The sequence below is a fragment of the Plantactinospora sp. BC1 genome (assembly GCF_003030345.1).
Taxonomy (GTDB): Bacteria; Actinomycetota; Actinomycetes; order Mycobacteriales; family Micromonosporaceae; genus Plantactinospora.
This window is the reverse complement of record NZ_CP028158.1, coordinates 5,821,077-5,844,121: the sequence shown is the minus strand read 5'-3', so window position 1 is coordinate 5,844,121 and position 23,045 is coordinate 5,821,077. Positions and strand designations below refer to the sequence as shown.

The 23,045-nt window shown below is 70.1% G+C and carries 23 protein-coding genes; 13 read left to right on the top strand and 10 right to left on the bottom strand.

Annotated elements, in window-relative coordinates; genetic code table 11:
- Positions 1-19: 19 nt before the first annotated feature.
- Positions 20-3,346, bottom strand: a complete 3,327-nt coding sequence (locus tag C6361_RS25570) for an endo-1,4-beta-xylanase (protein WP_159079473.1) — start codon at positions 3,344-3,346, stop codon at positions 20-22.
- A 418-nt stretch (positions 3,347-3,764) separates the two neighbouring features.
- Between C6361_RS25570 and C6361_RS25565 the strand changes: the two genes are divergently transcribed.
- Positions 3,765-4,235: a hemerythrin domain-containing protein gene (locus tag C6361_RS25565; protein ID WP_107269242.1), complete on the top strand. Its 471-nt coding sequence runs from the start codon at positions 3,765-3,767 to the stop codon at positions 4,233-4,235.
- Between the two features lie 430 nt (positions 4,236-4,665).
- On the opposite strand, the gene C6361_RS25560 is transcribed toward C6361_RS25565, so the two are convergent.
- A complete protein-coding gene (locus tag C6361_RS25560; RefSeq protein ID WP_107258345.1) occupies positions 4,666-5,091 on the bottom strand; it encodes a hypothetical protein in 426 nt (141 codons plus the stop codon).
- A 241-nt stretch (positions 5,092-5,332) separates the two neighbouring features.
- Between C6361_RS25560 and C6361_RS25555 the strand changes: the two genes are divergently transcribed.
- Entirely contained in the window at positions 5,333-5,677 is a 345-nt protein-coding gene (locus tag C6361_RS25555; protein WP_159079472.1) for a hypothetical protein, read from the top strand.
- A gap of 227 nt (positions 5,678-5,904) precedes the next feature.
- Here the strand turns inward: C6361_RS25555 and C6361_RS25550 are convergent, their stop codons facing one another.
- From C6361_RS25550 to C6361_RS25535, 4 genes are all read right to left on the bottom strand, one after another.
- A complete protein-coding gene (locus C6361_RS25550; RefSeq protein WP_107269240.1) occupies positions 5,905-6,333 on the bottom strand; it encodes a hypothetical protein in 429 nt (142 codons plus the stop codon).
- Positions 6,317-6,970 carry a hypothetical protein gene (locus tag C6361_RS37160; RefSeq protein WP_159079471.1) on the bottom strand — a complete coding sequence of 218 codons (654 nt, stop codon included), beginning with the start codon at positions 6,968-6,970 and terminating at the stop codon, positions 6,317-6,319. Before C6361_RS37160 ends, C6361_RS25550 begins: the two co-directional genes overlap by 17 nt.
- Entirely contained in the window at positions 6,967-7,227 is a 261-nt protein-coding gene (locus tag C6361_RS25540) for a hypothetical protein (protein ID WP_107269238.1), read from the bottom strand. The genes C6361_RS37160 and C6361_RS25540 overlap by 4 nt, the downstream gene beginning before the upstream one ends.
- A 289-nt stretch (positions 7,228-7,516) precedes the next feature.
- Positions 7,517-7,741, bottom strand: coding sequence for a winged helix-turn-helix domain-containing protein (locus tag C6361_RS25535; protein ID WP_107269237.1), 225 nt, complete (start codon positions 7,739-7,741; stop codon positions 7,517-7,519).
- Positions 7,742-8,288: 547 nt separating this feature from the next.
- Here C6361_RS25535 and C6361_RS25530 point away from each other — a divergent pair.
- Together C6361_RS25530 and C6361_RS25525 are read left to right on the top strand one after the other, a co-directional pair.
- Positions 8,289-8,621, top strand: a complete 333-nt coding sequence (locus tag C6361_RS25530; protein WP_107269236.1) for a DivIVA domain-containing protein — start codon at positions 8,289-8,291, stop codon at positions 8,619-8,621.
- Entirely contained in the window at positions 8,573-10,792 is a 2,220-nt protein-coding gene (locus C6361_RS25525) for a hypothetical protein (protein WP_159079470.1), read from the top strand. The genes C6361_RS25530 and C6361_RS25525 overlap by 49 nt, the downstream gene beginning before the upstream one ends.
- Before the next feature lie 7 nt (positions 10,793-10,799).
- On the opposite strand, the gene C6361_RS25520 is transcribed toward C6361_RS25525, so the two are convergent.
- Complete coding sequence (locus tag C6361_RS25520) at positions 10,800-11,423, bottom strand: TetR/AcrR family transcriptional regulator (protein WP_107269234.1); 624 nt, start codon at positions 11,421-11,423, stop codon at positions 10,800-10,802.
- A gap of 92 nt (positions 11,424-11,515) precedes the next feature.
- Between C6361_RS25520 and C6361_RS25515 the strand changes: the two genes are divergently transcribed.
- Entirely contained in the window at positions 11,516-11,923 is a 408-nt protein-coding gene (locus C6361_RS25515; protein ID WP_107269233.1) for a RidA family protein, read from the top strand.
- Between the two features lie 356 nt (positions 11,924-12,279).
- The gene (gene gdhA, locus C6361_RS25510) at positions 12,280-13,626 is read left to right on the top strand and encodes an NADP-specific glutamate dehydrogenase (protein WP_107269232.1); all 1,347 of its coding nucleotides are present in this window, start codon (positions 12,280-12,282) and stop codon (positions 13,624-13,626) included.
- Between the two features lie 51 nt (positions 13,627-13,677).
- Here gdhA and C6361_RS25505 read toward each other — a convergent pair whose 3' ends face one another.
- Both C6361_RS25505 and C6361_RS25500 read right to left on the bottom strand, forming a co-directional pair.
- Positions 13,678-14,745, bottom strand: a complete 1,068-nt coding sequence (locus C6361_RS25505; protein WP_107269231.1) for a DMT family transporter — start codon at positions 14,743-14,745, stop codon at positions 13,678-13,680.
- Positions 14,746-14,755: 10 nt separating this feature from the next.
- Entirely contained in the window at positions 14,756-15,379 is a 624-nt protein-coding gene (locus C6361_RS25500) for a disulfide bond formation protein DsbA (RefSeq protein ID WP_107269230.1), read from the bottom strand.
- 108 nt (positions 15,380-15,487) lie between these two features.
- On the opposite strand from C6361_RS25500, the gene C6361_RS25495 reads away from it, so the two are divergent.
- Positions 15,488-16,915: a PLP-dependent aminotransferase family protein gene (locus C6361_RS25495; protein WP_107271176.1), complete on the top strand. Its 1,428-nt coding sequence runs from the start codon at positions 15,488-15,490 to the stop codon at positions 16,913-16,915.
- A gap of 46 nt (positions 16,916-16,961) precedes the next feature.
- On the opposite strand, the gene C6361_RS25490 is transcribed toward C6361_RS25495, so the two are convergent.
- Positions 16,962-17,333 carry a hypothetical protein gene (locus tag C6361_RS25490; RefSeq protein ID WP_107269229.1) on the bottom strand — a complete coding sequence of 124 codons (372 nt, stop codon included), beginning with the start codon at positions 17,331-17,333 and terminating at the stop codon, positions 16,962-16,964.
- A 57-nt stretch (positions 17,334-17,390) separates the two neighbouring features.
- On the opposite strand from C6361_RS25490, the gene C6361_RS25485 reads away from it, so the two are divergent.
- The 6 genes from C6361_RS25485 to C6361_RS25460 all read left to right on the top strand — a co-directional run bounded on the left by C6361_RS25485 (position 17,391) and on the right by C6361_RS25460 (position 22,855).
- Positions 17,391-17,744: a hypothetical protein gene (locus C6361_RS25485; RefSeq protein ID WP_107269228.1), complete on the top strand. Its 354-nt coding sequence runs from the start codon at positions 17,391-17,393 to the stop codon at positions 17,742-17,744.
- A complete protein-coding gene (locus C6361_RS25480; RefSeq protein ID WP_107269227.1) occupies positions 17,741-18,400 on the top strand; it encodes a WXG100 family type VII secretion target in 660 nt (219 codons plus the stop codon). The genes C6361_RS25485 and C6361_RS25480 overlap by 4 nt, the downstream gene beginning before the upstream one ends.
- A gap of 8 nt (positions 18,401-18,408) precedes the next feature.
- The gene (locus C6361_RS25475) at positions 18,409-18,792 is read left to right on the top strand and encodes a YbaB/EbfC family nucleoid-associated protein (protein ID WP_107269226.1); all 384 of its coding nucleotides are present in this window, start codon (positions 18,409-18,411) and stop codon (positions 18,790-18,792) included.
- A complete protein-coding gene (locus C6361_RS25470) occupies positions 18,785-19,351 on the top strand; it encodes a hypothetical protein (RefSeq protein WP_107269225.1) in 567 nt (188 codons plus the stop codon). The genes C6361_RS25475 and C6361_RS25470 overlap by 8 nt, the downstream gene beginning before the upstream one ends.
- 262 nt (positions 19,352-19,613) lie before the next feature.
- The gene (locus C6361_RS25465) at positions 19,614-21,956 is read left to right on the top strand and encodes a SulP family inorganic anion transporter (RefSeq protein WP_107269224.1); all 2,343 of its coding nucleotides are present in this window, start codon (positions 19,614-19,616) and stop codon (positions 21,954-21,956) included.
- Positions 21,957-22,114: 158 nt separating this feature from the next.
- Positions 22,115-22,855 carry a carbonic anhydrase gene (locus C6361_RS25460; RefSeq protein WP_234358993.1) on the top strand — a complete coding sequence of 247 codons (741 nt, stop codon included), beginning with the start codon at positions 22,115-22,117 and terminating at the stop codon, positions 22,853-22,855.
- Positions 22,856-23,045: the final 190 nt, after the last annotated feature.

Below are 23,045 nucleotides of genomic sequence, written 5' to 3'. Positions count from 1 at the left end.
GGCCCCGCTCTGACCACCCTCAGCGGTTGGCGCAGTAGCCCACGCTGACGGTGCTGGCGCCCGGCTTCAGGGTCTTGTTCCAGGCTTCGCCGTGGATCCGGTAGCTGCCGTCACCCTGGACCTGCCGGGCGAAGTTCCAGGCCGTGTAGATTTCGCCGCCGAGCGCGACATAGCCGTACCAGTCGACGGGCTTGTCGGTCCTGTTCGTGGCGACGATGTTCGCGCAGTAGCCGCCGCCGTCGTCCGAGTTCCACTGGGTGAAGTTCTTGACCACGATCTCGACGTTGCCGTCGGCCGGCCCGACCAACCGACCCACTCCCCAACGGGAGGTGGTCTGGTAACCGGTGCCCAACTGGTCGGCCCAGTTCCGGATCGCGGTACGGGTGCCGCCGGTGGCGTCGTTGACCTGGAAGTCCAGGCCGTGGAACGTGCCGAGGCCGCCGTACTCCAGGAGGCTGATCGCCGCCTCGACGGTGTACCCGGTTTCGGTGCGGGCCGTCGCGCTGGTCAGCCGACCCCGCTGGAACGCCTCGTCACCGGTACCGAACGAGACGCCGTTCTCCGCGTTGATCCGGATCTGGGTGTCGTCGTAGCGGTAGGGGCCGTTCTTGAAGTTGCCCCCGTCGACGTAGATCTCCACCGAGTCCCGGGTCCAGGGGTCGGAGCCGGAGACGTCCACGACCGGGTCGGCGACCTCGGCGAGCACGTAGAGCGTCTGGTCCCGCCACAGGGTACGGACGGTGGCGGTCGCGCCGTCCGCGCCGGAGACCGCCTTCGCGGTGGTGACCGCCCGGGCGTCGGCCCAGGCGGTGTCCACCGCGCCGTCGACCACCGGCGCCGTCCGGGCCTGGGTGACCTCCAGGTACGACAGCTCCTCGACCAGGGCCAGGGTGCCCAGCGCGCCCGGGGCGTTCCAGGCGGCCGTCCGACCGTCGTTGCCGACCCGGACGTCCAGGGTGAGCGTGTCGCCCTCGGCCGCATTGGTCAGCGGCAGGTGGGCGACGATGTCGTAGCCACCGCTGCGCTCCTTCGCCACGGCGGGCACGTTCCCGCTGCCGTCCCGGGCCACCGTGTACGTCTGGTCGCCCAGCACGAAGCTGACCTGGTCGCCGGCCGAGGCGGCGGCGTCGGAGACGGTGACGAAGGCCGTCAGGTGATCCGGAGCCCAGCGAAGCTGGAACCTCGCCAGGTCCTCCACCGGGTGCAGCGGAAGCTTGCTCCAGGTCAGGTCGGCGGTGGCGGTGTCGGAGAGGGCGACGTCGCCGGCGAAGACGTTCGCCGTCCGCAGCCGGGCCGGAAGCTCACCGTCCACCGCGCCGTAATACGCCGGCTTGGCCCGGAGGTTGTCGTCGAAGACGAGCGGGGCACCGTTGCCGACCCGCCAGGACCGGCCGTCGGTGAGACCCCAGACGGTGACCACGAACAAGTCGTCCGCGTACTGCCGGAAGATCCGGAACGCGTCCCGGAAGTAGTAGCCCTGCTCGATCAGGTTGGCCTGGGTCACCGGGGTACCCGTGGTGACGTCGAGTTCGGTGACGGCCTGGATCACCGGCAGGTCCGCGAACGCGGCCAGCGCGGCCCCGAGGCTGGCGGTCGGGGTGGACAGGGAGACGTGGAACTGGTGGCCCACCCCGTCGACCGGTACGCCACGGGAGAGCAGCCGCTGCACCAGCGCCTTGTACCGGCCCTGCTTGCCGCTCTGCTCGGTGTTGTAGTCGTTGATGAACAGGGTGACCGGGTCGGTGTCGGCGACCGCGTGGACGTCGTTGAACGCCTCGTCCGCGTACCGGAACGCGAGGTCGATGTACTCCTCGCCCAGGATCCGGTACCACTCGCTGCGGCGCAGGCCGTCGCTGAACTCGCCGCTGTCGGCGACGACCTCGTTGACGACGTCGAAGGCCCGCATCGGGTTGGTGGCGGAGCCGAACGGACCGTACCGGTCACTCAGCGACTCGGCGACGGCGAAGACGTGCGTACGCAGCCGGTCGCGGAGAACCTGCTGGTGCGCCGCCGACGTGCTGAGCGGGGCGCCGGCCTCGTCCTGGAAGAACCAGTCCGGAGTCTGGCTGTGCCAGACGAGTACGTGCCCGTAGAGGCCGAGGTTGTTGGCCTGGGCGAAGTCCATCAGCGCGATCGCCTGGTCGTGCGGGCGGAAGGTGCGCTCCGCGTCGTACCACGCCTCCGGCTTCATGTGGTTCTCCGGCGTGATGTGGTTGAAGTGCCGGGTCAGCAGTTGGGCGGCGGCGCCGACCGTCTCGCGGCTGTCGATCGCGACGCCGACCGGGAAGTCGGTGGTCTCGTGGATCGGCGTGAGATCCTCGATGACCGGCGGCTGCGGCACCCGTACCACGACGTCGTCGAGGAGGAAGTCGCTGGTGTTTCCGGTCTCGCCGTCCTGCCAGCGGGACTCGAAGTAGAGCAGCGCGCTGTCGGCCGCCGGCATCGTGAAGCTGGCGGTCACCTCGGTCCAGCCGGTGTTGGTGATCCCGTCGAACTGGGCGAGGGTGCTGAACGACTGGCTGCCGCCGCTCGTGCTGGCCAGGCTGAGCCAGATCTGGTCGGTCGGCTGTCCCTCGGCGAACCGCAGCCAGGCGCTGAACTCGTAGGTCACGCCGGTCTCGAATACGGTGCTCACGTCGCGTCCGATGCCGGCGCCCTGGTTCACCCGGTTGCTGACCAGGGCCGCAGCCTCGCCGCCGTGCGCCACGTCGGTCAGCCCGACCGTCGGGGCGCCCGGTCCGCCGTCGCGCGGCCCCCAACCGTCGAGCCCGTCCTCGAAGTCGGTGTCGATCACGACCGTTCCGGGTTCCGGCCCGCCCTCCAAGGTGGTGATGCTGATGTCGTCCAGCAGGTATGGAGTGGTCCCCTCGGCCTCGACGTAGAGCGTCGCCGCGGCCAGGCCGGCGGGCATGGTGTAGCTGCCACCGATCCGTACCCAGTTCTCCGCGGTGGTGGGGACGTTGTCGCCGACCCAGGTGTAGGTGTTGTCACCGCCGCCGGCCGGGCTGGCCTCCACGGTGAAGTGGACGCCCGCCGACCCGGCGGTACCGGCCGGAAGTTTCGCCCACGCGCTGATAACGTACGTCGCGCCCGGCTCGAATCTCGCGGCCGCGTCGATCGCCGTACCCTGCCAGTTCGCGGTACGGCCGGTGACCGAAAGGCTATTCGCGCTCTCGTGCCCCTCCGCAGTTATCCCGAGCGTGACGGCTCCGCGCGGCCCCCACGGAGCGTAGGAACCCGACTCGAAATCGTTGGCCAGGACGACCCGGTCCGCAGCCTGGGCGGGAGCGGCGAGCGCGACCGACCCGGCCATGGTGAGCAGTAATGATGTGACAAAAGCGGTCAATTTTCGAGATGGTTTTGCCGGTCTACGTCCGATGCGCATCAAGGGCTCCCTACCCGGGCGGGACGACGCGATGGCGGTGTCTCCGAATCGCTCCTCGCGAATCCAGTCGCGCGAATGTTAGCCGCGTGACGCGGGCTAGTCGAGATGCCCTGCCCGACCGGTCGGTACCTCTCCACCGGACGGTCGACGGACCGAAAGTTTCGGTGAGCCGGCGGCCGATGTTTCGGAGTGGGGCGGTCGTCGGCGGGTGGCCGCCCGGCCGCCGGACGGCGCGGCCTACCCGGTCGGCGGCTCGGTCCGGGCAGGCTTCGTGGTAGCTTCGCTCCCAGCGTCGCGTGCCGGTGGCAGACCGTGTCAGGCATGGAGGCGCCGGACCGAAGGGAACCCGACGTGTCAGTCGTCCCTTCGCCCTCCACCTGTGGGTGAGGGCGAGCAGACCAGGCTGGTGGCCTGGAGTCGAGAGTTGCGCCGCGTCCATGGAAGGCTCCGCGAGGCGCTGCGCGTCACCCGGCAGGCCGTCGCCGACGGCGAACCGGCGGAGCCGGCGACCAGAGACCTGTTGTTGTTCTGTCACGGCTTCTGCGCCGCGTTGACCGCGCACCACGAGGGCGAGGACCGGGACCTGTTTCCGGCGATCGCCGAGCAGCATCCCGAGCTGCGGGAGACGCTGCGCTACCTGCGGCAGGACCACTCGATGATCGGGTACCTGCTGACCGGCCTCCAGGCCGCCGTGGCTCGGGGCGCTCCGCCGTCGGAGCTGGAGCGCCCTCTGGAGGGCGTGGCTGCCATCATGGAGTCCCATTTCCGGTACGAGGAACGCCAGCTCCTGACGGTGCTGGAGACGCTGGCGCTGGACGCGGACCCCGACGCGGTACTGGGGTCGCTGTGACCACACGCCAGCGTCGCAACGGTGTAGCGGCTAGTGTCCTGTCTTTGCAGGTCGATCGTGTCACCCGGTGGTTCCCGTATCGCTGAGCGGGCGATCTCCTGACGTCGGGTTGGGTGCGGGGTGGGGATATCCGCCGAGGAGACTGTCGAGCTGCCCCGCTTGTGCGCCCACCCTCACGGGCTGCCCGAACCCCGGTCTCGCCCGGCCGGTCGACGGCGAACCGCAGCACGCCGTCGGCAACCCCGGCTGCCGGTGCCCCGCCCGTGCGCCCAGCTCGACAGTCTCCGCGCCGACCACCCCCGCTCCGCCGCCGGTCGGTGGTTGCCGCCCTCCGCGCAGCGATGCCGGTGCCACGTCAGGCGGCCTGGAACGGTGATCCGGATGGCAGATCACCGAGACGATCGGAAGGGCTGGAAGACAGGACGAGGCACTAGTCGTCGTCGACCTGGGTGAAGGTGACGCTGTCGGGACGGTACTCGGGGAAGCTGAGGGTGATGACGAGAACATCGTCGACCGTGTCCGGATCCTGAACGCTCCCCAGCGCGTAACCCTGCCAGTTGCTCCAGTTCGTCGGGGTGAACTGGAGCATCACCGGCTGGCTGATCCACCTGCCGGTGCCCCGCATCCTCATCTGGAGAAAGGCCGCCTCGGCCGGCCGGTGACTCAGCCGTACCCGGAAGGAGCCGCCGGTGCCCTCCGGGATCGAGGTCTCGGCGGGCTCGGCGATCACCCTCGGAAGTTCGTCGTCGAGGCTGCCGGCGGCCTGCGCCGGTCCGGCGGGGGCGACCACCGCGACGGCGGCGAGCGCGAGCGCGCCGGCCGCACCGGACAGGCGACGTACGGGAATGACGGGCATCGGAAACCTTTCGGTCGGGAACGGACGTGACGACGGCACCGCCGGAGCCACCGGCGACGCCGATCTGCGTGCCCTACCCCGCGCGGAGCCATAGAAATAGTTCCATGTTCTGGGGCCGACCGGAACTTCGACAGTGCACCTGTTGGCGGCGCGGGCGACGGTCATGGTCGTGGCTGTGGCGATCGCTGGCCGCTCACGTACCGTGCAGGGCGATGCCAGGCTCCAGAAAGGTGCGCCGCCGGTGTGGATCACTTACGCCTTCGTGCTGTTCCTGCTGTGCGTCGCCTTCGTGCCGGTGTTTCTGGTCATGGAAGCGGTCGCCCGCTACGCGCACCGCAAGCTCCCCGTGAGCTACTACCGGGTGCGGGCGGGATGGTTCGCCATCGCTGGGCTGGCCTTCGTCGCGGCCATGCTGGGGGCGGCGCTGGAGGGTGGGAGGACGCGCGACTGGGTCCTGTTCGGCATTCTCGTCGTCTTCCTCGGCGGGATGCTCGCACTGCGGATCCACTGGTGGCGGCAGGAGCGCCGGAAGCGCTCCCCGCTCCGGTACGACGACACCGCAGGCCCGCAGCATCCGTCCAACTAGGACGGTCTGCGCGTCCATGCTCCTGACCTGTCGACAACTTGTAGGGCACCTGCCTGGTCGTCTTTAGACGCCGCCTACACAGCCCTTCCGGCGATCCACTCGCAAGGCGATGGATACCTGGAATCGGCATGCCGGTGGCGCAGGGCCACCGGTGCCGACGGCGGGTTGGCAGCGGCCGGACGCATCTAGGCGGCCGGGATGGGGCACCGACCTGCTGCCGAAGTACGCTACGACCGACTGGCAATCTCCGTTGCCTCGGTCAGGAAGCTGTCGAGTTCTTCGTCTGTGAGCTGCTCGTCGGTCAGCACCTTGTACGTGACCGCAGCCTGGATCTTCCCGATCGAACTTGGCTCGATATCATAGTCGGCGTCCGGATCAATGTTGGCTTTGATGAGCGCCTCCGCGTCCTGAGCATCGATAGCGGGGGCATCGTCTGCCAGACCGGCCCGCAGGTCTGCGACGAACCTGATCACCTCTGCCGACGTTGCGTCTTCCCCGAAGCGTCGGTCGACGGCGAGGAAGAAGAGTGCAGCGAGGAACCGGGGGAACCCGTCCCAGCCCTCGCCATCCAGTTGCGCTTCGATCCTCTCGTTGGCCTCGTTGTCACCCCTGACTAGGGTCCGGACGTAGGCTGCCAGCTCAGGTTTGATCGTCATTTCTCTTTTTCTCTCGTTGCTTCCTGGCGCTGTTCCAGATCGACTTCGCCGCGATGGCAACTGCACCACTGGCCATGACGGCTGCGGTTACCGGGTTGTCGATCTGTGGACGCTCCTGCGACTGAGGTTGTTTCGGGGGAGCCGTGCCGGCAGATGTCGTCCCCGAGGGGCCATGCTGCTGTCGAAAGTACTTCAGAACCGCCTTCCCGGCATCCTCCACCTGCTTCAAAGTGGACTCGTGGTCCTCTGCCTTTTGCATCTGCTTGCGCCAGACGATGTCTGCCTTGCGTCCGCGTCGTCTGGCCTCGTCCACGAGGCGTTCACCCGAGGGCATCTCGGCGTCCTGGACGTCGTCATCTGGCGCTGAGCCGGGGGCGATCCTGTTCGAGTATGCGGTGAAGCGTGTTCTGGCCTGCGTCAACAGGCGGGCTGTCCTGGCCGCCTTCTCGGCGGCCGTTCGGATGTCGGTGATCGCTTCCTGTATCTGGGGATGATCAGTGCCTGATGCTGCCTCGGCGTACCGCTGGCGTGCCTGTTCGGCATCGGCTTCGGCGCGTGTCGCGGTGACCGCTGTGGCGGCGAGTCGTTCCCGCACCGCTTGCAGTTGGGCCACGATGTCGGCGACGGAGCTGGTCATCCGAGCGTGGCGAGGTAGGCGTCGGCGTGCTCAATTGCCGCGTCGATGCGGCGTACGGTCAGGTCGACCTCTCGGCCGAAGTCCTCCAAGATCTTCAAGCCGGCCTGGGCGTCGTCATCCTCACTGTCGTGGACGGTGAGCCGGGCGAGCTGTTCTGCCTCAGCGGCCTCTGTGCCCACCTCGACCAGGATCTTCTTGGCCTCTTTGGCAGCCAGGGATCCCTCGCGGATTGTCCGCTTGACTTCGTCGATGTTCACCGCGTCGCCCCTGATCAGACCGGAACGCTTGTACGCACACCGGCAGCGGCCACGCTGCCCCGGACAAGCACGATGGCCTGTGCGTACGTGCTTTCAGCTCCCTCGACCCTGGGCATTCGGTGTCCTTCTAGGTCGCCAGACGACGGCGGGTCGGCACAGACACTGGGAGTGTCGAGTTACCGCCGCGTGGTCGATCGAACACTAACCGAAAGAACCGGCGATAGCAGCCCCGGAAATGGAGGTCTCACAGCCTGGGCTGGCTGGCCTGATGATGATTAACTGCGTGCTGTCACTTCTCCGGTTTGCGCACGTATACGCCCTTGCCCTGGTGTCCTTCGACCACCCCGGCCTCCCGGAGCACCAGCATGGCGTTGCGGACGGCCGTGTTGCTGGCGTCGTACTGGGCGCGTAGCTGGGCAACAGAGGGCAACTTGTCTCCCGGCTTGAGTTCCCCGGAGGCGATCTTCGCTCTGATGTCCGCGACGATCCGGGTGTAGATGGGCTCGATCGGCATGGTGGACTCCCTGCTTGGCGGCCCACCAATTCGATCACGTCCTGATCCATCACATCAAGTACATGGTGCTCCTAGCTGTTGACTGAGCGTACATTGTCCTCTAAGTTAGCCGTCGGGTGACCTGCTTGGCGGCAAGTCAACCCTCCGGGTGTACGCCCTGCTCCGGGGCGAGCACTGCGCTCGTCCCGGTTCAAAGCACGACGAAGAGATCGAGTAGCACACGACGAACCCGAGGCGGCACCGCCGAACACGGCTGCGGTGGCGGTGAGGGTTGGCCCGACCGAGGCGGCCTGGCTCTTCGAGGAGCTTTCGGTGGAAGGAGTTCCGACCTGCGGATAGTCCCTCGGCGCATGTCGTCCGATGAATGTCCGCAGCCGTTTCCGAGTTCACGTCTGCCGGGACGGCCAGCTTGTACGGGTTGTCCGTCCGGGCTTCTAGTCACGCCCTGCTGCCGTCGGTGTTGCTCGTGCCTGCGGCGGTGGGGCGGGGTGGCGCCGGCCGGGGTCACCCATCCACGTCCTGTGCTCCGAGAGGCTGGTGAGAGGTCATGCGTGCTCTGCTCCGGTGGTTGTTCCGGCGGGAGGGGAGGGACGGGCCGTCGCTGCGGCGGCTCGGCTCGGCGTACCCGTATCGGTCGGCGGCGTACCGGCCGTTGTTGCCGTCGCAGGTGCGGCTGCGCCGGTTCACCCCGGTCGGCTTCGGTCGGCGGGGAGTCGATCCGGACGAGGTGACGCAGTTTCTGGATCAGGTCGCCGGTGACCTGGCCAGGGCGTACGCGGAACTGGCCGGTGTCCGGGAGCAGAACGCCCGGATCAAGGATGCGTTGCGGCGGTGGCAGTCCCGGCAGGTGTCGGCGGCGCACGACCTGGCGCGGCGCTGATGGCCGGGCCGCCGGTGGTGCAGTGCCGGTCGTGTGACGGCCTCTCCTTCACCCTCGACCCGTGCCGCTGCACCTACGGCGGCAACCGTGTTCTGGTCGACGAGAGTGAGTCAGTTCGGCGGGCGGCGGGGGAGGCGTACCAGGACTGTCTGGAGTGTCAGGGGGTCGGCACGGTCGGCCGGCCCTGCCACGACTGCGGGCAGACCGGGCGGCGCCGCGCCCAACTCGTACTCACGATGGCGAACCTGGACACCGGGGCAGTGGCCTCGGCCAACGTCGTACCCGGGGTGGTGGAACCGGCGCCGTGGCCCGGCGACGGCGGTGGGAGCTGGCATCTGCCCCTCGCCCCGCTTCTCCGCGACCTGGCCGCCGCCGTCGGTGTCGGCGCCGGGTCGTGGACGGATGTCCGCCAGCCCGGTGACCCGGACGGGCCACTCGTCATCCTGCCCCGCGCCTGGCGGCCGGAGCACTCCGCGTCGGTCCGGGAGGTGCTGGAGGCCGAGGCCATCGCCGGGGAAAGCCACGACGCGTGGCGGCTCTACCTCGGCCGGGCGGCGGTCGCGCCGCCCCGGGTGCCGGCGGCCGAGCTGGGCCGGCTCTGCCGGCTGGCCGACCTGCTCTGCCTGGACCTGGTGGTCGAGGCCCGCCGCCTGATCGCCACGGCCGGGCTGACCTGGGCGATCCGGTTCGAGGTGCCGGGCGGGCCGGTGCCGGCCGAGGCCCGGGGCTACGCCGACGACCTGATCGACGCGATCACCACCACGACCGTGCTCGACGCCTGCTACGGCCTCGAAGAGCGCGGCCAGACCGCCCCCGCCCACCACGTGACCCTCGGGCAGCCACCGCCCGACCCACCCACGATCGACCTGGACCAGCTCGAACGGCGGATCCTCGCCGACTGTCTCGACCTTGCCACCGGCGACCCGACCGCCGGGGCGCAGGCGATCTGGCGGGACGGCCGTTGGTGGCACACCAGCCTGCGTACCGCTGGGACCACGGAAGTCCTCACCGAGTGGTCGACCGGGCAGATCTACAGCCGGCGTGCGACGACGCTGCGCCGGGGTTGGGAGCCGCCGGCACCGTCGTGGCAGGACTCGCCCATCCCGTACGTCGACTGCCCCGACTGCGACCCGCACAGTCGACTCCGCCGCTGCGACTGCCGACTCGGCACCGACCGTGCCGATCCCGACTGCCCGAAGTGTGCCGGCTCCGGCCGCAGCCCGTCACTGCTGCGCTGCTACACCTGCCGGGGCACCCGCCGACTCCACTCCGAGGCGGCGATCACGATCACCGACCTCGCCGGCCGGGTAGTGCAGCTCAGTTGGCGCACCGACGCGTCCGGCTGGCGTACCGGCGAATTCGCCTGGCACGACGACCCCGCCGGCCGGGCCGGGCCGGCGGGGGAGGAGACCTGGCGGACCGGCCGGCGGGTGTCGGCGCCGCAGGTGGCGACCCACCCCGGCGGCAAGCCGCTGCACCAGCTTCCCGACCACTTCCGGCTCGCCGGCCGGGCCGACCATTTCGGCGTACGCCCGGAAGACCTGGTCGAACTCGACGGCGGCGGCAGCCTCGACCACAGCCTCCGGGACGGCACCGTCACCCTGCACCACCCCGACGCCGACCCGCTCACCGAATATCTGCGCTGGGCCGCCCGGGGTCGACCCGGCGGCCGGCTCTTCGTCCTCGCTCGCCGCCCCGACGTGCCACCGCTGGCCGAGCTGGTCCGGCTCGTCCTCGGGCTGCGCCTGACGGTGACGATCACCCTCACCGACCACATCCGCAATGCCGGCGACCTGCGCCTCATCCAGGGCGAGAGCTGGGACTTCACCGTCGACACCCTCCGCCAGCTCCCCGCCCCGGCCGACCCGCCTACCCACTCCACCCCGGAAGCCGCGACCGCGCACTGCCTCGAATATCTCGAACTCGCCATCGCCGGCAACGTCCCTGCCAACCCCGACCAGCAGATCCCGGTGCCACAGACTCCGACCCCGATCGCGATCGACGACCCCGCACCCCTGCTCCGCCGACTCGCCCGCCACCACCCAGGGCAACCCGTCGCCGTGCACTACGACGGCCCGACCTGCCAGGTGTGGCTCCGCGAGCACGACGACGTACGCCAACTCGCCACCGCGCCCACCCTTCCCGCCGCCATCGGCGCTCTCGGCCTTTGACCGACCCCTATCGGCCGGGCGGGTGCAGGTGCTTCCAGCCGTTCGCCACCGATGAACGGCACCTGTCGGGCTCGTCGCCCATGCCGACGAACAACGCGGTCAGCATGGAGACGCCGTAGTCGAGCGTCTGGCGGGGCAGGGGGCCGTTGGCGACCAGGGAGACCAGTCCATGGCCGATGACCCAGCTCTGGATCGCCAGTTCCAGCGGCTCGATCGCGGGGCGGAAGCGGTTGACGTCTCTGGCCCGCCGGGCGGCTTGGACCAGGCACTCCAGGGTGGCGTCCGCAGCCTTGAGGTCTTCGAGGTCGAAGTTCGCGTCGAACATGACCCGGTGCAGGTCGGGGTGCTCCAGGGCGTTGCCGAGGTAGGCGGCGACCAGCGCGGCCAGGTCCTGCACCGGATCCTCGGACGCGGCCACCGTGGCGAACCTGGCCGCCAGGCGGGTGAAGCCCTCCTGGCGCAGGGCCTGCCACAGGCCGTCCATGCCGCCGAAGTAGGTGTAGACGGCCATCGTCGACACACCGGTCCCGGCGACCAGGGAGCGCAGGGTGATCGGCTCGCGGGTCCGGAGCATGTGTGCGGCGCGTTCGATGAGCAGTACCCGCACCGCAGGATCCTTCGTCCTCGCCATGCCATCAGATTACATAACATAGCTCTGCTATGGTTTGGGAGAGCCGGAGTAGCCGCCGTCTGCACAGAAGTTCTCAAGACAAGGAGTCAGCAATGCCCATCACAATGGTGAACCCCGAAGGACTGCCGACGGTCGACCTGTACCGGCAGGTGTCGGTCGCCACCGGTTCCAAGCTGGTTTTCCTCGCGGGCCAGGTCGCCGTTGACGCCGATGGGGCGACGGTGGGGATAGGCGACTACGCCGCCCAGGTCGAACAGTGCTACCTGAACGTCGCCACCGCCCTGAACGCGGTCGACGCTTCCTTCGACAACGTGGCAAAGCTGACCGTTTACGTCGTCGACTGGACTGCCGACAAAATGCCGCTGCTGATGGAGGGGATCAGCCGGGCAGCGACGAAGCTGGGAATCGCCCCCGTCCCACCGTTGACGGGATTGGGCGTCAGCGCGCTCGCCGGCCCCGATCTCCTGGTGGAGGTCGAGGCCGTCGCGGTCGTCGACTGAACGCACGGCGATGAGCCGGCCGCACCGATCGGGCGGGCGCGACGACGTACGCCGGCTTGCGACCGCCCCCACCCTCCCGGCCGCCATCGGCGCCCTCGCCAACCCACCAACGCCGACGACGATGAGCAGCCGAAAGTCACACTTGACCATGCCGAGCGCGGTCCGGGACGAGGGCGGTGAGAAGATCCCGTCCCTGCCGGCGATTCTCACTCACAAGGTGGAATCAGCCGTACCCCGACATGTCGCTACCCACGGCGACATTATGAGTTTGACGTGGCCGCGGCGGTGTGGGCGATCCGAGGGGCGCCCGACGCGCCGCCGTGAACCGGCCGCGGGTGCAACGCCGAGGAGCATACGTGTCGGTAGAGGACAAGCTAGAGTCGATCTTCACGTCGGTGGTGCGGCGCAACCCTGGTGAGAGCGAGTTCCACCAGTCGGTGCGGGAGGTGCTCGACAGCGTCGTTCCCGCCCTGATCAGCCACCCCGAGTACGCCGAAGCGAAGATCATCGAGCGGATCTGCGAGCCGGAGCGGCAGATCATCTTCCGGGTGCCGTGGGAGGACGATCGCGGCGAGGTGCACATCAACCGTGGCTTCCGGGTGGAGTTCAACAGCGCGCTGGGCCCGTACAAGGGAGGTCTTCGCTTCCACCCGTCGGTCTATCTGGGGATCGTGAAGTTTCTCGGGTTCGAACAACTGTTCAAGAACGCGTTGACCGGGATGCCGATCGGCGGCGGCAAGGGCGGGTCGGACTTCGACCCCAAGGGCCGCTCCGATCGGGAGGTGATGCGATTCTGCCAATCGTTCATGACCGAGCTGTATCGGCACATCGGCGAGTACACGGACGTGCCGGCCGGCGACATCGGAGTCGGTGGCCGGGAGATCGGCTACCTGTTCGGGCAGTACAAGCGGATCACCAACCGGTACGAGTCCGGGGTGCTGACCGGCAAGGGCCTCAGCTACGGCGGTGCCCAGGTGCGCCGGGAGGCCACCGGCTACGGGGCGGTGTTCTTCGCCGAGGAGATGCTCCGGGTCGACGGCGGCGACAGCTTCGACGGAAAACGGGTGGTGGTCTCCGGCTCGGGCAACGTGGCGATCTACGCGATCGAGAAGGTGCACCAGCTCGGCGGCACCGTGGTGGCCTGCTCGGACTCCTCCGGCTACATCCACGACGAGAAGGGCATCAACGTCGAGGTGCTCAAGCAGGTCAAGGAGGTCCGCCGGGCACGGATCGACGAGTACGTCGAGGCCCGGCCGCACGCCACGTTCGTCGCCGGTCGCCCGGTCTGGGAGGTGCCCTGCCAGGTGGCGATCCCCTGCGCGACGCAGAACGAACTCACCGCCGCCGACGCGCTCACCCTGATCACGGGTGGCTGCACCATCGTGGTGGAGGGGGCCAACATGCCCACCACGCCGGAGGCGGTGCGCGCCTTCACCAAGGCCGGGGTGCGGTTCGCGCCCGGTAAGGCGGCCAACGCCGGTGGAGTCGCGGCCAGCGCGCTGGAGATGCAGCAGAACGCCAGTCGCGACTCGTGGACCTTCGCCCACTCGGAGCAGCGACTGCGGGAGATCATGGGGACCATCCACGACCGCTGCTACACCACCGCCGAGGAGTACGGCATGCCGGGCAATTACGTCGCGGGAGCCAACATCGACGCCTTCCGGCTCGTCGCCGAGGCGATGCTCGCCCACGGGCTCATCTGAGCCTCCGGCGTCGTCGTCGATTCGGGCGGGGTACACCGAGTACATCGGGCATCACCGGTCCGGCGGCGTGCTCCGATTCGTTCTCGTTCTCGTTCTCGTCCTCGTCCTCGCGCTCGTGCTCGTCGCCGTCGCCGTCGCCGTAGCCGTCGTCGTTGCGGCGGCCGGACGGGGTGGCGTAGGCGCCGCCGCCGGCCCGGGGCTCGGGCGGGCGGCGGTCGGTCCGGTGTCCGGTGCGCTGGGCGTCGCGGTGTGCGGTGTGGTGGCGTCGCGTCGGGTCGCCAGCACCGAGCCGCCGAGGATCAGCGTGAACGCGGCGACGACCGGGACGGTGAGCGGCTCGTCGAGCAGCAGTACTCCGGCGATGACCGCCACTGCCGGGTTCACGTACGTGAAGACCAGTGCCCGGGTGACGCCGACCTCGCGGATCAGGGCGGCGAAGATGACGAACGCCGCCGCCGTGCAGACCACGGCCAACCCGGCGAGGGCGGCCAGCACCCGGCCGGTGGGCAGCGTCGCCGGCCAGGTCAACACTGCCGGTGTGGCGTACACCAGGGCGGCTCCGCCGAGGCAGACGGCGGTCAACGGCAGCACCGGTACGTCGGCCAGCCGCCGCGCCAGGATCAGCGGTGCGATCCCGTAGCAGAGGGCGGCGAGCAGCACCTCGACGATCGAGCGCACGTCTCCGCCGCGCAGGCCGGGCGCGGCCAGCACCGCCACCCCGGCGAGTCCGACCCCCAGACCCGCCCAGCGCCGCCCGCCGAGCCGCTCGACGTCACCGGCCAGCCGCCCGGCCAGCACGGCGATGATCGGCGACGCGGCGATCAGCAGCCCGGTCATCGAGCTGCTGATCTGCCGTTCGGCGTCGGTGAGCAGCCACCACGGGACGATGATCTCAAGCGCCGCGAAGGCGGCCAGTGGGCGCCGGTGCCGGTGCAGTCCCCGGAGACCCCGGGCACCGCGCACGGCCAGCGGCAGCAGTACGGCGGCGCCGACCGCCGTCCGGACGAAGACCAGCACCGGCACCGGTACGCCGCCCTCCACGGCTACCTTGATCAACAGATACGGAATGCCCCAGATCACGCTCATCAGGGCGAAGAGCAACCAACCCCGCCTGGTCACCGCACCCTCCTCAGTGGAATTCCGGGTCCCGGGTGCGGGTCCGCTTCAGTTCGAAGAAGCCGTCGGTTCCGGCCACCAGCAGCACACCGTCCCAGAGCCGGCCGGCCGCGGCACCGCGCGGGATCGGCGTCACCACCGGGCCGAAGAACGCGATCCGCCGGCCGTCCGGCCCGGGTACGTGGATCACCGGCGTACCGACCTCCTCCCCGACCGGCTCCATCCCGGCCAGGTGGCTGCGCCGGAGTTCCTCGTCGTACTCGGTCGAGTCGGCGGCGTCGGCAAGCTCGACCCCGAGCCCCAGCTCGGTGAGCGCGCCGACGTACAGGTCCCGGCCGATCGGCGCCCGGTCGTGGTGGTGTCGGGTGCCGAGGGCGGTGTAGAGCGGACCGAGCACCTCCGGTCCGTACTTCCGCTCGGCGGCGACGGCCACCCGGACCGGCCCCCAGCCGACCTCGAAGAGGTCCCGGTACCGCTGCGGCAGGTCCGTCCGGCCCTCGTTGAGGACCGACAGGCTCATCACGTGGAACCGCAGCTCGATCTCCCGCACCTGCTGGACCTCCAGCAGCCAGCGTGAGGTGATCCAGGCCCACGGGCAGATCGGATCGAACCACATGTCGACGGAGGTCGGCATCATCGAGATCCCTTCGGAGAGGAGCGCTGTGCTGCCCGTGACGTTAGGTGGCATATTGGCCGTGTAGAAGCTCCAATTCCCGACAAGTTGATTGGGCCAATGGAGGGCAACGTGGAGGTTCACGTACGGCTGGACGGCCCTGACGACCTGACCACTCAGATTTACCGACAGTTACGGGAGTCCGTGCTCGACGCGCGACTGCGGCCGGGGGAGCGGCTGCCGCCCACCCGCGAGCTGGCGGAGCGGCTCGGCGTCGCCCGCAACACCGTGGCGGCGGCGTACGACCGGCTCACCGCAGAGGGCTTCCTGGTCGGCCGGGTCGGCTCCGGGACGTACGTCGGTGATCGCCGGCTGATCGGCGAGGCGCGGCCCCGGACCGCCCCGGTCGGCCGAGACGTCCGGCCCCGTCCGGTCTGGGAGTCCGTCCCGGAGACGCCCCGGCACCCCGCTCCGAGGTACGACTTCCGGGTCGGCTTCCCCGACCCGGCGCTGTTTCCTCTCCAGACCTGGCGGCGGCTCGTCGCCCGGCAACTGCGGGCGGCGACCGTCCGGTACCCGGCCTACACCGAACCGGCCGGGCATCCCGGGCTGCGCGCGGCTCTCGCCCGGCACGTCGGCGTATCCCGATCGGTGCGGGCCGGCGCCGACGACGTCCTGGTCACCCAGGGTGCCCAGCAGGCGCTCGACCTGATCGGTCGGGTCCTGATCGAGCCGGGCGACCGGGTGGCGGTGGAGGAACCGGGCTATCCGCCGGCACGCCGCCTGTTCCGAACCCTCGGCGCCCGGGTGACCGGGGTGCCGGTCGACTCGGAGGGACTCGTCGTCGCCGCGCTGCCGGCCGACAGCCGACTCGTCTACGTCACCCCGTCGCACCAGTTTCCGCTCGGCGTACCGATGTCGCTGGCCCGGCGTACCGCCCTGCTGGACTGGGCGGAGCGGCACGGCGCGGTGGTCGTCGAGGACGACTACGACAGCGAGTACCGGTTCGCCGACCGCCCGCTGGAACCGTTGCAGAGCCTGGACCGGCACGGTCGGGTGGTCTACGTCGGGTCGTTCTCCAAGACCCTGCTGCCGATGCTGCGGGTCGGCTTCCTGGTCGCGCCGGCCTCGCTACGGCCCGCGCTGCGCACGGCGCGGCAGCTCACCGACTGGCACGGCGACCTGACCACCCAGGGCGCGCTGGCCGAGTTCATCGACGAGGGTCTGCTGGCCCGGCACATCCGCCGGACCAGCCGAGAGTACGGGGCCCGCCGTGAACGGATCCTGGCCGCCCTGGCCGCGCACCTCGCCGGGCGGCTGCACCCGGTGCCCTCGGCCGCCGGACTCCACCTCGCCGTCCGGCCCGGCCCGGACCCGGCCGGGGAGCTGGCCGCGGTGGCGGCGCGGGCCCGCGAGTGCGGGGTCGCGGTGGAGAGCCTGGCCGGCTACTGCGCCGAGCGCCCCGCGCAGCCCGGCCTGGTCATCGGGTACGGCGGCATCGCGCTGACCGACATCGACGAGGGGATCCGCCGCCTCGCCGCCGGGCTCGTCCAGCGGTAGGGGCTGGCATCGCGCCGGGTGGCTGAGAGCGACCGCATACCAGTGTTTATGAGCCGGGTTTCCGGCGCGGCACCCCAGACGGGTGCGGGAATTGGAGGTCGAGTGCCCGCACGAGGAACCGCCGCGCTCGCGTGGCGAACTGGGCCACGGCCCTGAATGCGTTGAGAAACAACAGAACGGGATATGTCGGCAGGATCAGGCCGGTGCCGAGAATCTGGCGGGGCGTGCACAGATGTTCGTCGGTGAAATCGATATACCGGGACGGCGGTGCGGTGGTGATCGCCACGTGCGGGAGGCGCCAGAGTACCGCACGAAAAAGATCGACTTCGACATCCGAGAAGTGTCCGATGCTCGCCATCTGCATGACCAAATACCTGTCAGACTTGCGAGTGCCGAGCAGGCCGAAGACTGCGACCATGCTTGATCAGTAGATTGACTGCTATCGTCGGATGCGGGATAGCGGGGAGGGGTCGGGATGTTGAATCCGGATGGATTCGGTACCGACACGGACGTCCTACGCAACTACGCGAACCATCTCGATCAGGTTGCGGATGATCTGAAGCCGTTGCAGGAGAGGTTTGCCATCGGCGGTCCGGCCACGATCCCGATCGACGCGTTCAGCAGCCGTACCGGATGGCTCCATCTGATGGCCGAGGAGCTTCGCGCCTTCCGGGACGCCTATGTGGACGCGCAGTCCGGGACGGAGTGGCGACTGCGCCGGATCCGGGACGCCGTCAGGGAGGCTGGCCGGCTGCTCCGCGAGGCGGCTGACGAGTACGACCGCAGCGACCGGGGATCTGCCGGCCGGACCGGGGCGGCCGGCCGATGACGCTCGCACTGCCAGAGGCGGCCCACGTCCTCAGCGGGGTCGCCCGACTCGTCGGCGTCGATGACCCGATCAAGATGCTCAAGGAGTTCCAGCAGTTCGTCGACACCGACGAGCTCCGGCGTGCGGCTACCGAGGTCTGGGGGACCAGCCCCACCTCCTCGCCGACCTCGGCGGCGCTGGACGGCCACGCCGAGCGGCTGGTGGACGAGTTCCTGCGTACCGTCGACGACCGTTGGCAGGGCACCGCCAGCGAGGCGTACGAGCGCTACCTCGGCGAGGTCAGGGCGGCGCTGCACCAGGAGGCCGACAGCATCCCGATCGTCGGCGGCGCTCTTGTGACGGTGGCGGACGGGATCGAACTCACCTGGTTGGAGATGGTCGGTGCGGTGCTGACCGCCGTCGGCCTGATCCTGAGCGTGGCGAGCCTGGCCGGAGCCGGCAACATCATCCTGTCGTTGCTCGGGCTGATCGGCGGGCTCGCGTCCGGAGTCATCACCTACCTGTCCATGTCGACACCGCGCGTCTCCCTGCTCGCGAAACACGAGTCCACGCTCGACGGGAAGGGGCGGCACTCCACCTCGCCGGTAGACGCCCTGCCGAGCATCGACGGCCGTCCGGCGGGCTGGACCCCGAGGACCGCAGACCCGAACAGCTAGGAGCAGTTGTGCGTGAGGACCTTGCCGCCCGGCTCGACGAGATGGTGCACAACTTCGAGGCGACCCGGGCCGGGATCCTGGAAGCCGGCGATGCCGTCTCGCGGCTTCGGGTGACGCGACAGAGCGACGACCGGTTGGTCGAGGTCACCATCGGCCCGAACCGGGAGGTGGTGGACCTGCACATCGCCGACTCGGCCCTGCGCCGGGGTGACGGTCGGGCCATCGCCCAGACGGTCCTGTCCTTGATCGCCGAGGCGCAGGCCGAATTCAGTCGGACCGCCCAGGCGGAATACCAACGGATCACCGGTCTCAGCATCGACCCCGCTGCCCTGGACGGCCGGGACGGCCCGGCCGTGCTCGGCCGGCTCTCCCGCGAGTTGTTCGGTGGCTGACGACCGGGTCTTCCGGAGTGCACCGAGCATCCCGGACGAGGGGCAGCCGTTCGTCCTGCGTCGGAGGACGCTCGTATGGGTACTGGCCCTGCAACCCGTCGTGTGGCTGGGCATCCTGTCGCCGCTCTGCATCCCGGTCGTCAACCCCTCCGGGGTGCCGTGGACGCTGCTGGTGCTGGTTCTGCCCTTCCTGGTCGTGATGCTCTTCGCCATCCTGCGCGTCATGTCCAAGGTGACCGGGATCTGGCTCGCCGCCGACCCGGGCGGAGTCTGGGTGCGGGCGCGGAGTCGTACCGGTACGGACGCCTTCGCGATCTGGGTGCCGTGGGACCACATCGAGTCGATCTTCGCGATCCAGACCAGTCGCACGGGGATCTCCGGCGGACCCTGGACGCTGGTGGTCCGGGTGAAGGATCTGCCGGCCACGCTACGAGCGCCGGATCAGCAACGGGCTGACCGGGCGACGTTCGGGGTGAGTACCTGGCTCTCGAACCACTCGGCGCGGGAAGCCGTCGACATATTGGCCCGACTTGCCGCCGAGCGCGCGCCGGTCGGCTGACCGCCCGTGCCGGAAGCCCCTGCCCGATCCGGAGGAGATCGCCGCACTCGACGGTGGGGCAGCGCGATGAAGACAGCAGGTAGGTACCGGTCAAAATGATAAATCGTCACTATAGGGATTTCCTATGACGTAAGGCTACAATTCTGTTGGACAGCGACGTTCCCCCTCCACCGCCCGACCAGCGCACCCGGAATCGGACGCGAGCCGGCCCGGCAACCATCCCTCTGCCGTCATCGCGGCCGGCGGAGCCGGAGGAGGCAGCATGTCGCCCACCTCGATCGGCCTGGCCGACGCATCCCACCGACTGCACCGCTGGTTCCGCCACGACGCGCGGTACGACCTGCCGTCCTCGCTCGTCGTCTTCCTGGTCGCGGTGCCGCTGTCGTTGGGCATCGCGGCCGCCTCCAACGCCCCGGTGGCCGCCGGCCTGATCGCCGCCGTGGTCGGCGGGGTGGTCGCCGGCCTGTTCGGCGGGTCGGCGCTCCAGGTCACCGGCCCGGCGGCCGGGCTGACCGTTGTCGTCGCCGAGCTGGTCAGCCGGTTCGGCTGGACGGCCACCTGCGCGATCACCGCCGCCGCCGGGCTGTTGCAGGTCGGGTTCGGGCTGTGCCGGATCGCCCGGACCGCGCTCGCCCTCTCGCCCGCGATCGTGCACGGCATGCTCGCCGGGATCGGCCTCACGATCGTGCTCGGGCAACTGCACGTACTGCTCGGTGGCGAACCCGGCACCACGCCGGTGCGGAACCTGATCGACCTGCCCGCCCAACTGGCGACCCGGCACGACCACGCGGCCGTGATCGGACTCACGGTGATCGGACTGCTGGTGCTCTGGCCCCGGCTGCCGGCACCGGTACGCCGGATACCCGGCCCGCTCGTCGCCGTCACCCTGGCCACCCTCGCCGCGCTCGTCTGGAACGACGTCGACCTGGCCCGGGTGGAGATGCCCGGGTCGCTGCTGGCCGCCGTACATCTGCCGGCGCTGCCGGCCGGGGACTGGCCGGCGGTCGCCGCCGCGGTACTGACCGTCGCCGTGATCGCCAGCGTGGAGAGCCTGCTCTCCGCCACCGCCGTCGACCGGCTGGCCGCCGACCGGGCCGCCCGGGGCGAACGCCGGACCACCCCGACGAATCTCGATCGGGAGATGATCGGCCAGGGCCTGGCGAACGGCGTCTCCGGGCTGCTCGGTGGGCTCCCGGTCACCGGTGTCATCGTGCGCAGTTCCACCAACGTCAACGCGGGCGCCCGGACCCGGGCCTCCGCCGTACTGCACGGGGTGTGGGTGCTGCTCTTCGCGGTCCTGCTCGTCGTACTCGTCGAGCGGATCCCGCTGGCCGCGCTCGCCGGCCTCCTCGTCGTGGTGGGCCTGCAACTGGTGAAGATCTCCGACATCCGGCGGGTACGCCGGCACCGTGAACTGGCCGTCTACGTCGTCACCGCACTCGGCGTGGTGGTCCTCAACCTGCTGGAGGGGGTACTGGTCGGACTCGTCCTGGCGGTCGTGCTGATCCTGCGCCGGGTGGTCTGGGCCAGGGTGCACGCCGAGCGGGTACGCGGCGGTCCGGCGGGCCGCGAACACTGGTCCGTGCACGTCGAGGGGACGCTCAGCTTCCTCGCCATCCCACGGCTCTCCGTCGTCCTCGGGCGGGTGCCGCCGGGCAGCACCGTCGACCTGGAACTGGTCACCGACTTCCTGGACCATGCGGCCTTCGACCACCTCGACTCGTGGGTACGCCAGCACGAGACCACCGGCGGCCGGGTACGCCTCGACGAGGTCGGTCCGGCGGCCCTGCGCGGCGACCAGCCCCGGCCGTCCCGGCGGATCCACGCCCTGGTGCCACCGCGCTGGTTCTCACCGTGGTCGAGTTGGCAGGCCCGGCATCCGGACGGGGCGGGTGAGCCGAACCACACCGAGCAGGCGGCCGGATCGGCGCACGCGGCGCTCCGGCCGCTGCACGTCGGGGTACGCGAATACCATCGCCGCTCGGCCGCCCGGCTGCGGCCGTTCCTCACCGAACTGGACGGCCGGCACAGGCCGTACAGTGCCTTTCTGACCTGCGCCGACGCCCTGATAGTGCCGAACGTGATCACCAGCAGCGGGCCGGGTGACCTCTTCACGGTGCGCAATCTCGGCAACCTCGTCCCCGCCGACCATCCGGCGGAGTGCTCGGTTACCGCCGCCGTCTCGTACGCCGTCGAGGTGCTCGCCGTGCCGGCGCTGCTGGTCTGCGGGCACTCCGGTTGCGGGGCGATGCAGGGGCTGCTCGGCGGGCGCGACGAGGAGGAGAGTCACGTCGGGCGGTGGCTGCGGTGGGGGCGGCCGAGCCTGGCGGCGTGGCGGGCCGGCCATCCGGTCGGGTCGGCCGCAGCCGGAGACGGCCGCGCCGAGGTCGACCAGTTGGCGATGGTGAACGTCGCCCGCCAGGTCGCGGTGCTCCGGGAGTTCCTCGCCGCCCGTGGCGTCGAGGAGGGGAGGGTGTCGGTGCAGGGGCTCTTCTTCGACATTCCGACCGGAATGCTGCTGGTCCTCGACGAGCAACGGCAGCGGTTCACCTCGCCGCCGGAGCAGGAGTTGGAGATCAACGGCGCCAGTTTCGTCCGGCCCTAGCCAGGAGAGCGAGCCGGGACTGTACTGCTAGGACGGTGCGGTGACAAGGGGGCGTCGCCCGCCTTCTCGCCAGCCTTTGTGGAGGGTGCCGGAGAGTGGCGCAGGCAACTCTCAGCGGGCATTCAGCTCCGTCGTCGGTCGGCGTACGTTCACGGTTTGTGAAGAATCTTCCAGAACGGTCGTACCTATCCCGACGCTCGCTGCTGGCCGCCGGTGGCCTGGCCGCCGTCGGCACCGCCGCCCTCGCCGGACCGGCCGCCGCCCGACCCTCCGCCGAGGCAGCCGCCGCCACCCCCGCCGACGCGGCCGTCGACAACCCCCGGGCGGCGATCGCCCGGCTGCTGGACGGCAACCGGCGCTTCGTCCAGGGCCGGGGTCGGCACCCGCACCAGTCGCCCCGGCACATCCACGATCTCGCCGCCGGGCAGGACCCGTTCGCGATCCTCGTCGGTTGCGCCGACTCTCGGGTCCCCCCGGAGGTCCTCTTCGACCAGGGCCTCGGTGACCTCTTCGACAACCGGGTCGCCGGCAACATCGTCGACACCGTCATGCTCGGCAGCATCGAGTACGCCGTCGAGCACTTCGCCCCGCCGGTGTTGGTGGTGCTCGGCCACGAGCGGTGTGGTGCGGTCTCCGCCGCCGTGCAGACGATCGAGAGCGGGGGTACCGCCCCGGGCGCGATCCAGGCGATCGTCGAGGCGCTGCGGCCGGTCGTCGAGCCACTGCTCGGCGGGTCGGGAGACGTGGTGGAGGCGGCGGTCCGGGCCAACGTACTCGCCCAGGCGCGACACCTGGCCGAGGCGAGCGAGATCATCGGCGAGCGGGTGCACGCGGGTGAGCTGGCGATCGTCGGTGCCCGGTACGACCTGGACAGCGGTCGGGTCACGCTGCTCGACTGAGGACGCGGAACGCCCGGCCGGCTCGATGACGACGGTGAGCCGACCGGGCACCGGCGAATCGGACCCGGCGGCAACCCGCACCGCAGGACCCGTTTCGGCGCCGCCCGGCTGTGGTGCGCGGCACGGGCGTATCCGGGCCGCCCGGCTCTGGTGGCGGCGGCACGGGTGCATCCGAACGCGTCGCCGGCAA